Raw genomic sequence first — 12,427 nt, 5'->3', positions numbered from 1 at the left:
TAGAATCCTCTCCTTCACCGGTTCTTCTGCCAGATCATTCATGAAAATTGCAACAGCCAGAAGATCTGCACATCCTCCGGCACTTATATTTCCCTTTATAAAATCCGCATCCATTCGCTTTAACGTCACCATGCTTTTGTCCCCGTAGGCCCCGCCTGCCTCCAGGAAATTTCTTGCCATGGACTGAACCTTCAAAAGAACGGATGGATCATGTCTTGCAATGATGTTGGAGTCCTCTACCCTGCTCATGAGCATAAACAAGGTTTCCAGTTTGATCCGGTTCCAGTCCCGGCCCTCCTTCCGTCCATTTGCCATGACAGGAAGGGCGATCCTGCGTACGGAAGCATAGCCGCTTATGGCCTCTCCCCTTGCACCGGTAAGCCCGTATTGATCCAGATTTTTTTCACCGTTGCTGGTAAACTCCTGCATCTCCTTTAATTCCTTTATAAGGGTCTCTCTTGCCATGGCCTGCTCCATTTCCACCAGGCACTGGTTGGTCACGGTTCCATGAGCCTCCATGCAGGCCCCGGCAGCCGCACTTAAGATTCCCAGGTGAAAGATCAGACCTTTATGAGTATTTACTCCGGCAGTAGCCTGATACATGGCTTCCTCAGCAGACAGGCCGATCCGGCGGATGCGCTCCAATAACAGCCTTGGCATGTTGGGAAGCCTCATGCCTTCTAAAGCCATGGAAACAAAATACGGCTCCAGGGCTCTGGCACTCTTCTCAAAGGAGGTAACGTCCATGTCTTTATGAGCGCCTGTGGAATACAGATCCACCAGGCCGGGCTTGGGAGTCGTATAAACCTCCTCAAGCATGGCCCGGTAAGCCATGTTCCCAATGTGAAAAGCCGCCTCTTTCCTTGTCTCTTTTGGTTTCACACAAGAACTGCTAATCATTGTTTATTCTCCTGTAAACTGAAACTCCCTGATCTTACGAACCACATCCATAACAGTGCCATCCCGGCTCTCGATGATACCTACCACCTTATCATCAAACTGTACCTTTTCCGGTTCTCCTGTAATGGAATATGCGATGTCCCGCAGCTCCTCAATGGTCTTAAACGGCAGATCCACATCTTTCATGCACTGGATCAAATCCTGCCTTCTTGGATTGACTGCAATGCCATAATCCGTGATCACCACATCAATGGATTCGCCGGGGGTAGTAACTGTTGTTACATCGGTGCAGACTGCCGGAATCCTTCCCTGCAGCAGCGGGGTGATCACTATGGTGCATTTTGCTCCTGCCGCAGTGTCCGGATGACCTCCCTGGGCGCCGGTAATCATGCCGTCAGAGCCAACCACTACATTGCAGTTAAAATTCACATCCACTTCCAGAGCTGCCAGGATCACAAAATCCAGCTTGTTGACAACAGCTCCCTTGTTAAAGGGATCCGCATATTCTCCTGCACTGATTCGAAAATGCCTGGGATTCATGACGGATTCTACCGCATCCAGATCGAAATCCTGGGTATCTAACAGGGCATCCACCTGTCCGTTCTCCAATAAATCGCACATGGGCTTTGTCAGCCCTCCCACTCCGAAGCGCATACGCACATTTCTCTCCTTCATGATTTTAGCAAGAGAAATGGTGGAAGCGATGGAAGCTCCGCCTACTCCGGTCTGGTAAGAAAATCCGTCCTTAAAATACGGGGTATTCACGACAAAATTGGTGCAGTAATCAGCCATCATAAGCTTTCGCATATCTGTGGTTGGTTTTGCGGCTCCGGTAGCAATCTTCTCCGGATTTCCGATCTCATCAACAACTGCCACATAATCTACCTTTGTCATGGAAATATGGGCAGGGAAGTTTGGAAATGGAACCAGGCAGTCTGTGATTGCAACCACCTTATCCGCATAATCTGCATCCACCATGGAATAAGAGAGAACGCCGCAATCGGATTTTCCGCCGATGCCCCGGCAGTTTCCATAGTCATCGCAGGTGGGTGCACCGACAAATGCGATATCGATCCTCACCTCGCCGGTCTCAATGGCACGGACTCTTCCGCCATGGGAACGCATAACGGCCAGGCCCTGTAATTTTCCTTCTGATATGGCCCTGCCGATCTTTCCCCTGACGCCGGAGGACTGAATCCCGGTAATGGTCCCATCCTCTATGTAATCCACCAGTTTATCATGGGCTTTTCCAAGGGAGCTTGCACAGATGGTAATATCCTTGATTCCCATGTTGTGGATCTCCTCCATTACCATGTTTACCACATAGTCGCCTTCCCGGAAATGATGATGAAAGCCCAGGGTCATGCCATCCCGGATCCCGCATTTCACCAGACAATCGTGAATGCTGTCCAACAGCTTGCTCCCCTGGGAATTGATCACACACTTTGTAAAAGGACCATCTTTTTTATACACAGATCCATCAAAGTGATGAACTCCCATAAAAGGTTCTTTTCCCGTGAGTTTTAAGATTTCTTCCGGAATATCTCTCCCTACTGCATTAATCATCTTACAATCCTCCTTTGTATACGCCAGAGGCCTTGGCAAGCTCTATGGTTCTCTTGGCTCCGTCATAGAACGCTATGTCGATCATTTTTCCGTCTACGATAAATACTCCGATTCCCTTTTCCCTTTTGTCCTCGATTTCCATAACCACCTTTTCCGCAAAGATGATATTCTTCTGTGCCGGTGTAAAGATCTCATGGACAACCGGGATCTGGCGGGGATTGATAATGGATTTTCCGTCAAATCCCATCAAATGAATGGTTTCCACATCCCGCCGGAAGCCCTCCATATCATCAAGGTCAGTATAAACCGTATCAAAGCACTGGATCTTTGCTGCCCTGGCCGCAATGATCAAGTTCTGTCTGGCTCCCATCAGCTCAATTCCGGTTCCTGTAATATAGGTCTGTAAGTCTTTGGTATAGTCACCGCCGGAAAGTGCGATTCCAAACAGCCTCCCGGAAGCCTCGCAGACATCAAGGGCCTTTACCACACCTCTTGCAGATTCTATGGCCGCCATAATGAGGGTCCTTCCTTCCGGAATGCCGAAATCCTCTTCTGCCGTCCGGATCTCTGCCTCCACTGCTTTTACATCCTCAGGCCTTTCTGTTTTCGGGATCCGGATCGCATCACAGCCGCCTGCAACCGCACAGCGAATGTCCTCCTTCCAATAAGGAGTATCCAGTCCATTGATCCGGACTACCCGCTCGCAGCCCCTGTAATCGATCTCCTGCAATGCATGATAAAGGGAAAACCTGGCTGCATCCTTCTGATTTTCTGCGACCGCATCTTCTAAATCCAGCATAATGGAATCCGGTTTATATATATGCGGATCCTTAATGAGGCCTGGTTTTTGGGCATTTAAAAACATCATGGTTCTTCTGAGCCGTTTCTTATCCGGATTCATTGTTTTCTGCTGCCTCCCCATAGAATATTTTCAAACTGGTCCGTGGAACGGGATACCGCACCTTCCACCCGCGCCTTAATGGTGCAGTCCAGTGCTCCCTTATCAACAACTGTGATTCTCACATTGTCAATTCCCAGATTCTTAAGGGTCTCCATAATTACCTTCCGGATCCTGTTGCCATACTGGTTTATTACTGCACTTTCCAGCACAAAATCGATTTTACCATCACCTGGCTCTACAGTCACCTGACAGTCGCTGGACTCTAATGTACCGGCCATGGCTGGTTTTTTAATTTCCATTTTGCTTAAAGCCTCCCTTTTATGTTCTATTCTTTCATTTTAAAGGGAGAATCTTAACCAGGGAAAAAAGGAATCTTAAAATTTATTAAGAAAGGGGCAGATTCTCATCTGCCCCCTTCGATCAACCAGGAATTTATCATACTCTCAACACGTCCGTAAAGCTCCTCTACCGTATGGCTCCGGCTCCGGCCGCATAACTTTGCATCCGTTTCACATATCAGGCATCTGCGCACAGGGTATCCCAATTCCGCTCTGCCGATCCCGTTTCCAGCCTCATCGTATACGTCGATATCAAACAGCCTTCCAAGAGGATGGGTTTCTTCCATATGAATCGTTATCTTTTTCACAAATAGGGAGTCCTGGCTTTTCACTGCGTAGAGTTTTATATAGCCGGCCTTCTCTTTTACCACGGTCTCTTCCATTACAGCCAGCCCATGTTCCAAAAACAGGCGGTCAAGTTCTTCTTCTCCCGCGGAAAACGCCTGAAAGATACCGGGAGAGGTTTTCCTTGGACCGGGAATGTTCATCCCAAGAGCCACAATCGTGGCTTCCTCATGCTTTTTATGAAGTGCTTCCTGCATGCTTACTTTCTTTTCCCGGAAAGAAAGCATCTCCTCTAAAGTCACATTCTCTTCCACTTTTGTCTTTTCCTCTTTACTTCCCGTTAAGGGTATTGCTTATTCTCTGATTTCTATTATTCCGAAGCTTCCGTCTGATCGTTCCTGAAAGGTGATTTTCGATGTTCCTTCTCCCATGGTCACGCCTTTATCCGTCATGTTCAGTGAAACCGTATCCACATTAGCCACCGCTACCATCAGGTCATCACCAAACACCATATCAGGGTTCTGCTTAAATAAATCTTCCCGTTTTTTAAGGGTGATCGTCTCCTCATCCGCTGTTACGAAAACACAGGGATAAAACAGCAGGTCTGCAAATGCTTCCAGATCCCGGTCTCCTACCGCTTCCTGAATCTTTTCGGCAAACGCCTCCACCTTTTTTCCCGCTCCAGTGCTTTCTTCACTCTCCACGGCCTCTATTCCCGGCCCTGGCTGGCCCATATCCTCTTCCGAAACGGTTTCCTCATCTCCTTGATTTGTCCCGGATTTCTCCATCCTTACGGCCGCAGTCTCTGTATTTGCCGCTTCCGAAGGAGCTTTGCCCAAATCTGCAGCTTGCTTCCTGCCGCAGCCAGCTGTCAACAGCACAGCAAACGCGACGGCAAAACAAAATAAACTGATTTTCTTTTTCAGCATTTCCTGGTTCCTCCCTGCGTCCATTTTCTAATCCGGGTACAGTTTAGCACCTGCCAGACTGTTAAGTCAATAGGGTTTCTAAAACCGTAAACCTTAGTCATCTTTCCGTAAGATTCTCGTCTGTTCTTTATCCACTATTTATATTCTTTATGAAGGGTAAACCCCCTTCCTCTCACCTCATTGACCTGGTTAATGATCATGAATGCATTGGGATCGATCCCCATGACCAGTTCGTTCACCTTTGAAAGCTGTCTCCCGGAAATTACGGTAAGAACCGTAAAGGAAGCCGTTCTTAGATATCCTCCTTCACTGGCAAGCAAGGTGGTTCCTCGGTCCATCCGGGATTGGATCGCCTGACTGATCTCCTCATACTTTTCACTTATGATTTTCACCTGCATCTGGTTGCGGCCGATTAAGAGCACCTTATCAAGAACCGTGCTGTAGGTGAGCACCAGCAGAATTCCATAAAGGATCTGCTCCTTATTGGATAATAACATCTGTGACAGAAGGATCAGGCAGTCAAAGGCCGACATGGTCATGGATACGGACAGATTCATTTTTTTATTAAGGATCAGAGGGGGAATATCCATTCCTCCGGTGGAAGCGCCGGCCCGTATCACCATGCCGATGCCAACGCCGATCAAAAGTCCGGAAAAAACAGTGGCCAGCATCCGGTCATCTGTCATTGCGGCCTGACCGAACAGATTTTCAAATACTCCTAATATAAACGGATAATAAAAAGTACTGATCATGGTTGTAAATGCAAACTGCTTCCCCAAAAAGAAGGCTCCCGCCACAAACATGATAATATTAAAAGCTCCGATAAAGGCAGCTACGGGTATGCCAAACTGGTGATGGGCCACCAAAGCAAGACCGGTCGTTCCGCCTGTGATCAGTCCCCCCGGCAGAATAAATAAGGATACGGCCAGAGCATAAATGGTATTGCCCACAAGCACTGTTGCGATCTTTTTCATATTCATACTTTTTAAATTTCCTTTCCTTGTATAAGCAAACACTCTTAATATACCATGCGCCGTTGGTTTATACAATTTATTTTCTTCCGTTTCTGTCAGGAATTCCTTTGAAATATCAGTATATCCTTTAAACCAGAATGTACTCAGACTTGCCGTTAATAAAGAACAAAAATAAGGCGTAAGGGAACGATTAAGTTTCCTTACGCCTCATTCTTTTATGTATTCGGTCAGTTGGGGATAAGTCCCATAACTCCCGGCATGGATAAGTATCTATTGAAAATATTTTTTATGCACCAGGCCGTTGTCAGGCGGTCTGCTCCGACCGTCAGATATACCGGATAGCTTTTTACGACCTCTCCGTTTAAACGGTAGATGACTGTCCCCACCGTCTGCCCCTTACGTACCGGAGCCTTTAATTCCTTGGGGATCTCAGTCTGTACCGTGATCTCTTCCTCATCCGCCAAAAGAAGACTTAAACTCTTTTCTTCCTCCCCGCCTATGCTGCAGGATACCAGGACCGGTTCATCCAGGCGTCCGGAGGAAGGAATCCCATCTAGTACGGGAATATCCGGAAGACTGACGTCTTCAAATACGTTCCTGTAATGAAAGCGTTCCATCCCGTATTGGAACAGTTTTCTTGCATCTGACCATTTATAAGCCTTATGAGGCGGCCAACCGCAGCCTAAAAGGGCGATGGTATAAACTCTTCCATCATCCTGGACAGCCCCCACATAAGAATAACCGGCTCCTCCGGTAAACCCTGTCTTTCCTGAAAACGCCCCGTCCATCATGGCCAGAAGAGTATTGTGGTTATTGCAGGAATAGAAACGTTTTCCTTCCAGATCAGCAAAGGCATAGCTTCTTGTTGCGGTAATCTGAAGGAATTCTTCTTTTTTAGGCGACTGGCCGATGCAGTAATTCATGATCCTGGCTAAATCTGCGGCTGTGGTGGAATGTATCTTCACCTGTCCATCCTTTTCTTCTTTGGCATCAAGCCCATTGGGTGTGATAAAATAGGTATCTTCGCAGCCTAAATCCCTGGCCTTCTGGTTCATCAGCCTGGCAAACCCCTCCTGGCTCCCTCCTATGTGCTCTGCAATCATCATGGCGGCATCATTATGGGATTCCAGCATCAGGCTGTAAAGTAAATCCTTTAACAGAAACGTCTCTCCCTTATAGACTCCTAAATGAACCTTAGGCTGGGAAGCCGCATTCTGGCTGGCAGTTACCGTGTCAGAAAGATTCCCGCTCTCCAGAGCGAGGATGCAAGTCATGATTTTAGTGGTGCTGGCCATGGGCCGGGCCAGATTCTCATTTTTTCCATATAAAACGCGGCCGGTTGAGGCATCCATCAAAACTGCTGATTGGGCATAAAGATTCAGCTCATCCTCTGTCTGAATCGTTGTATTTTTTTCTTTCTTCTCCTCTGTTACTGTTGTGTTTTCATTAACGGCCTCTTTTCCCGTCAGCCAAACCGCGGCAGTCCCTGTCCCTATAAGAAAGACAAAAGCTGCTGCCAGCAGAATTCCTATGGCATGCCTCATGAAAGAGCCTCCCCCATGGATTTATTTTATCCTATTCCAATGGTTTTTTAATTATTCCCCTTTACTTTCCGAACGTATTTTCGGTATAATAGGAAGAGAAGGAAATTTAAGTAAAAGATGCCAAAGGAGGGACTGACATGGCACCGGAGCCCTTAATTTTTCACATAGACGTAAACTCCGCATTTTTAAGCTGGGAATCTGTCAGCCGGCTGGAAGCTGACTTTAACGCCCTTGATTTACGTACCATTCCATCGGCAGTTGGCGGCGACGCCTCGTTAAGGCATGGGATCGTTCTGGCAAAATCCACGCCCGCAAAAGCATATGGAATCATAACCGGAGAGCCCATCAGCCAGGCTCTGCGCAAGTGCCCTGCCCTCACTGTTGTTCCGGCCCGGTTTGACGTATACCTTGATAAATCCCGGAAGCTGATGGAGCTTTTGTCTGATTACACTCCAGATATTGAAAAATTCAGCATCGACGAAGCATTTCTTGACATGACCTCCACCATCCACCTCTTCGGCTCCCCACTGGAGGTGGCAAACCAGATACGGGAAAGGATCTGGCGGGAACTGAAGTTTACGGTGAACGTGGGTGTGGCTCCCAATAAGCTCCTGGCTAAAATGGCATCGGATTTTAAAAAGCCCAATCTCTGCCATACCCTGTTTGCCCATGAAATACCTTCCAAAATGTGGCCCCTTCCCATACGGGAACTGTTTTTTGTGGGCCATTCCGCCCAGAACAAGCTGGAAGGCATCGGCATCCATACCATAGGGGAACTGGCAGCCTGCAGCGTAAGCCACTTAAAACCCCTGCTGGGGGAAAAGTATGCCCTGCTGATCCATGATTATGCCCTGGGCATCGATCACTCGCCCGTAGAAGAACGGGAGCCCTTAAACAAGGGTTACGGAAACAGTACCACCCTTTCCCATGATATCGACGACTTGGACGCAGCCTGCCAGGTTCTCCTGTCCCTATGCGAAACCGTGGGCGCCCGCCTCCGTTCAGACCATGTCTTATCGGACTGTGTCTGTATCGAGATCAAGGACTGGAATTTTCATACCAAGTCCCATCAGATGACCTTAAACAATCCTACGGACTCCACGACTGTGATTTATGAAAACGCCTGTAACTTACTTAAGGAGCTTTGGGACCGCACCCCTCTTCGCTTAATCGGCGTGCGTGCCACCAAGATTTCTGAGGAAGGGTTTTGCCAGCTTAATCTATTTGAGTCAGAGCAGGCCCGCAAGATGAAGGAAATGGAAAAAGCCGTGGATCATATCCGCGGCAAATTCGGAACTGACAGCGTCAAAAGAGCCAGTTTCTTAAAAAAGGATTCGATTGTGGACCATACATCCGGCCGGGGGAAATCCGGCATAAAATAAGGGGGCGGCTACAGCTGGCCTCCGATGGATTTAAACCCTTCGCCGTAAACCTCATTGGAATCCGTGATGATGAGAAAAGCCTCTTTGTCTGTTTCGTGAATCGCACGGCGGATGGGCACCACCTGACTGTTATTGCAGGCGCACATGATCACCTTCTTTTCATCCAGCGAATAAGAACCCTGGCCCTGAAGAAAGGTGCAGCCGCGTCCGGTACTTTCCTCGATTCTCTGTGCCGCCTCTTCTGCATGGGAGGTGACCACAAAAACCAGTTTACCGGCTCCCAGGCCATACATGATCTTGTCGATCACCATGGTGGTTACAATGGTAGAAAGCATGCCCAGGATGACCGCATCCAAATTGCGGAATACCAGTCCTCCGGCGATGATCACCACGGCATCCACCACAAGGGATATCTGCCCGATGGTTAAGTGAGGGAAAATCTTCCGGATCGCCATGACCAGAAAGTCCGTACCTCCTGTGGAGCAGTTTCTTAAATAGACGATGGTTAACCCCAGGCCGGAAAAGATTCCGGTGCAGGCGGAAGCATACAGAGGATCTCCCTGATAAACCGGCAGATAAGGAACTGCATAGTCCAGCACAAGTGCAAAGATGATCATGCTCTTCATGGAACGAAGCAAAAACCGTCTTCCCAAAAGCCTGTAACTGACTAACACAATGGGAATGTTTAAGACTATGCTGGTAATGCCCATTGGCAGGCCGAACAGATAGCGCAGGATCAGTGCGATACCAGATACCCCAACGGGAGCGAACTCCGCATTTACTGCAAAATTATAGATTCCAATATTAAATAAAATTGCTCCCGCCAGATCACACAGAAGATCGATCCCCAGCTCCTTTGCCGAATATTCCTGTTTGATTGTCATCATGAGTTTGCTGCCTCCATTTCTTCCGCCCTGTTTTCTCCTTATAGAAAATAATCATTAATTTCAAACTCTTTTTTTCCGATCCGCACCTGCTTCATTAAGATGTTCACTTCCCCCTCCTCTTCGGAGCAGACTCCGGTCACCTGAATCTGTGTCTTACCATAGGATTCCGTTAAAACCAGTTCTTTATCCATAATTCCCCTGTCTGCAAGCGCTTCCGCCAAATCCAGCAGAATCTCATCCACATCTTCCCTAATGTGGTTTCTTTCTAATTCCATTTCCAATGCTTCATAAATATCCTGATCTAACATTTTCAAACCCCCTCTTTCATTTTCTACCAGCTAATTATAACCCATAGATTCTCCTTGTCAATCACCACCCGCCATGTTAGAATCGGTTTATGAAAATGACTATGAATTATACCATAACACAAGCCTTTGAAGATATGACTGTAAAACAGTATTTATTAAATCTGGGATACTCCCAGAGCCTCATAAGACAGCTTCGGAACCGATCAAATGGAATTACGGTAGGAGGAGAACCTGTCTATACAACACACGCCCTTAAGCCCGGCGAGCTTTTATCCGCTTTTATCTGCGAAGAAGAAAGTTCTAGGAATATTGTTCCCACTCCCATGCCGATCCATATCCAGTACGAGGATGAACATATCCTGGTCATTAATAAGGAAGCCGGTGTCCCCATTCATCCGTCTCAGGGGAACTTTGATCATACCCTGGCTAACGGGATCGCTTATTATTTTAAGGAAAAGAATGAGTCCTTTATCTACCGGGCCATCAACCGCCTTGACCGGGATACCACCGGACTTCTGGTGGTAGCAAAAAACCCATTAAGCGCCTGCATTCTTTCGGATATGGTGAAAAAAAGAGAGCTTCACCGCCGTTACCTTGCGGTTGTCCAGGGAGAGCTTCCTTTAGAAGGAACCATCGACGCTCCGATTGCCCGGGTAGACGGCTCCACCATTGAACGGTGTGTGGACCCGGTAAATGGGGAAGAGGCGCGCACTCATTATAAACGGCTTTATTATGACCCTGCGACAGGGCATTCCCTTGTAAGTCTTTGCCTGGAAACCGGCCGCACCCACCAGATCCGGGTTCATTTAAAATCCATCGGTCATCCCCTGCCAGGAGATTTCCTTTATCATCCGGACTACCGTTACATTACCCGTCAGGCTCTGCATTCCTTCCGGCTGGATTTCCTTCACCCAATCAAAAAGGAGCCTCTTTCTTTTGAGGCGCCCCTTCCTGAGGACATGCAGTTTCTTGGGATCACATCCACCGAAGGCCTTTGGGATAATGATTTTTAAGAATCCCCCCGGCCAGCTTGGCAAATCCGATGGAATATCCATCGGTATTAACAAGCACCCAGCCTTTTTTATTGTCAAGAGAAAGGGAAGTCTCTCCCGCCAGAGTTTCTCCCTTTAAATACTTTATAATTTCCTCTCCGTCAGCCGGCAGGTCGATGAAACGGTTTACTTCTTCCTTTTTAAGGAAAAGAGCAAAGCCATGAGAGGGCTCAAACCGGTTCTTTTTCACAGTTCCCAGGTGAAGCCCCGGACGAATGATTTTCATGCCCTTAAAATCAACCATTTCCGGCGGGATCAGATACAGCTGGTCCCCAAAGAGAATATATTCCTTACGAAGAAGTAATGGAGCTGGATTTACCAGAAGGTCTTTTAAAAACATTTCTACTTCTTTTATCACGGATTTGTCGCTGCTGTACTCCGGCTTGGTCCGCTTTTTTTCAGAAATCCCATCTTCGAACTTTTTTAATACTGCCAGGTAATGGCCTTCCCCTTCTGACTTATCAGGCCAGATGCGGAAGGTCTTTTCTAATTCTGCCATACCGGATTTGCTCCATTCTGGCCGGCCCGGATAAAGACCGGGACGCGTTCCTGCATCTGCGATGGAAAAATCGGGATGAGTAAAAAGAAATTCTTCGATGACCTGTTCATTTTCCTCCGGAGAAAAGGTGCAGGTGGAATAGACGATGGTTCCGCCGGGTTTTAACATGACCGCTGCATTGGAAAGGATCTCCTCCTGACGGGCCGCGCAGGCACTAACATGCCCAGGCGTCCATTCCAGTCTGGCCGCCTCATCCTTGCGGAACATCCCTTCTCCGGAACAGGGAGCATCCACCACAATCCTGTCAAAAAAACCGGGAAACCGAAGAGACAGGCTCCCGGAATCCTCGTTGGACACAACCGCATTCCCGATTCCCAGCCGTTCTACGTTTTGGGAAAGAATCCTTGCCCTGGCCGGATGGATCTCATTGCTTAGAAGGAAGCCTTTTCCCTGCATCCGCCCTGCAATATGAGTGGTCTTTCCTCCTGGCGCAGCGCATAAGTCAAGGATCTTTTCTCCTGGCTTTGGATCTAACAGTTCCACAACGGCCATGGCGCTCGGCTCCTGGATATAATAAAGACCTGCCTCATGGTATGGATGCTTTCCCGGCCGCTCGGCCGCATGGTAGTAATACCCTTCTGCTGCCCATGGTATCTTTTCCAGATGAAATGGGCAGATCCCATCAAATTTCTCTCTGGAAATCTTTAAGGGATTTACCCTTAAGCCCTGTACCCGTTCCTTATCATAGCTTTCAATAAAAGAATCATACTCCGCTCCTAAAAGCCGTTTCATTTTTTCCCTGAACTCATCCGGTAATTGAATCATTATTTTTCCTCTGAAATTAAATTTTATATAAAAATAA

Annotated in this window: 13 protein-coding genes; 2 read left to right on the top strand and 11 right to left on the bottom strand. The window is 47.8% G+C overall.

The window, feature by feature from the left end:
• From citG to RT269_RS05400, 8 genes are all read right to left on the bottom strand, one after another.
• Positions 1–900: triphosphoribosyl-dephospho-CoA synthase CitG (citG, locus tag RT269_RS05435; protein ID WP_313181071.1), on the bottom strand; the 900-nt coding region annotated here is incomplete at its 3' end.
• A 3-nt stretch (positions 901–903) separates the two neighbouring features.
• The gene (gene citF / locus RT269_RS05430; protein WP_313181070.1) at positions 904–2,466 is read right to left on the bottom strand and encodes a citrate lyase subunit alpha; all 1,563 of its coding nucleotides are present in this window, start codon (positions 2,464–2,466) and stop codon (positions 904–906) included.
• Between the two features lies 1 nt (position 2,467).
• Positions 2,468–3,367 carry an aldolase/citrate lyase family protein gene (locus RT269_RS05425; RefSeq protein ID WP_313181068.1) on the bottom strand — a complete coding sequence of 300 codons (900 nt, stop codon included), beginning with the start codon at positions 3,365–3,367 and terminating at the stop codon, positions 2,468–2,470.
• Positions 3,364–3,666 (bottom strand): citrate lyase acyl carrier protein, encoded by a 303-nt coding sequence (citD, locus tag RT269_RS05420; RefSeq protein ID WP_313181067.1) that lies wholly within the window; start codon positions 3,664–3,666, stop codon positions 3,364–3,366. Before citD ends, RT269_RS05425 begins: the two co-directional genes overlap by 4 nt.
• Positions 3,667–3,770: 104 nt before the next feature.
• Positions 3,771–4,304 carry a citrate lyase holo-[acyl-carrier protein] synthase gene (citX, locus tag RT269_RS05415; RefSeq protein ID WP_313181066.1) on the bottom strand — a complete coding sequence of 178 codons (534 nt, stop codon included), beginning with the start codon at positions 4,302–4,304 and terminating at the stop codon, positions 3,771–3,773.
• 39 nt (positions 4,305–4,343) lie between these two features.
• Entirely contained in the window at positions 4,344–4,919 is a 576-nt protein-coding gene (locus RT269_RS05410; RefSeq protein ID WP_313181064.1) for a hypothetical protein, read from the bottom strand.
• 134 nt (positions 4,920–5,053) lie between these two features.
• Complete coding sequence (locus RT269_RS05405) at positions 5,054–5,899, bottom strand: YitT family protein (protein ID WP_313181062.1); 846 nt, start codon at positions 5,897–5,899, stop codon at positions 5,054–5,056.
• Between the two features lie 221 nt (positions 5,900–6,120).
• Positions 6,121–7,437 carry a D-alanyl-D-alanine carboxypeptidase family protein gene (locus RT269_RS05400; protein WP_313181061.1) on the bottom strand — a complete coding sequence of 439 codons (1,317 nt, stop codon included), beginning with the start codon at positions 7,435–7,437 and terminating at the stop codon, positions 6,121–6,123.
• A gap of 137 nt (positions 7,438–7,574) precedes the next feature.
• On the opposite strand from RT269_RS05400, the gene RT269_RS05395 reads away from it, so the two are divergent.
• Entirely contained in the window at positions 7,575–8,819 is a 1,245-nt protein-coding gene (locus RT269_RS05395) for a DNA polymerase Y family protein (RefSeq protein ID WP_313181060.1), read from the top strand.
• A gap of 8 nt (positions 8,820–8,827) precedes the next feature.
• Here the strand turns inward: RT269_RS05395 and RT269_RS05390 are convergent, their stop codons facing one another.
• A complete protein-coding gene (locus RT269_RS05390) occupies positions 8,828–9,706 on the bottom strand; it encodes a YitT family protein (protein ID WP_313181059.1) in 879 nt (292 codons plus the stop codon).
• Positions 9,707–9,744: 38 nt separating this feature from the next.
• The gene (locus RT269_RS05385) at positions 9,745–10,014 is read right to left on the bottom strand and encodes a U-box domain-containing protein 56 (protein ID WP_313181057.1); all 270 of its coding nucleotides are present in this window, start codon (positions 10,012–10,014) and stop codon (positions 9,745–9,747) included.
• An 89-nt stretch (positions 10,015–10,103) separates the two neighbouring features.
• On the opposite strand from RT269_RS05385, the gene RT269_RS05380 reads away from it, so the two are divergent.
• Positions 10,104–11,027, top strand: coding sequence for an RluA family pseudouridine synthase (locus RT269_RS05380; RefSeq protein ID WP_313181056.1), 924 nt, complete (start codon positions 10,104–10,106; stop codon positions 11,025–11,027).
• Here the strand turns inward: RT269_RS05380 and RT269_RS05375 are convergent.
• Positions 10,990–12,390 carry an RsmB/NOP family class I SAM-dependent RNA methyltransferase gene (locus RT269_RS05375; RefSeq protein ID WP_313181054.1) on the bottom strand — a complete coding sequence of 467 codons (1,401 nt, stop codon included), beginning with the start codon at positions 12,388–12,390 and terminating at the stop codon, positions 10,990–10,992. The two genes, RT269_RS05380 and RT269_RS05375, sit on opposite strands and share 38 nt — an antisense overlap.
• Between the last annotated feature and the right edge of the window lie 37 nt (positions 12,391–12,427).

The organism is Lacrimispora sp. (assembly GCF_032078915.1).
Taxonomy (GTDB): Bacteria; Bacillota; Clostridia; order Lachnospirales; family Lachnospiraceae; genus Lacrimispora.
Note: the sequence above shows the minus strand (reverse complement) of the source record. Positions and strands in the feature narration are given on the sequence as shown.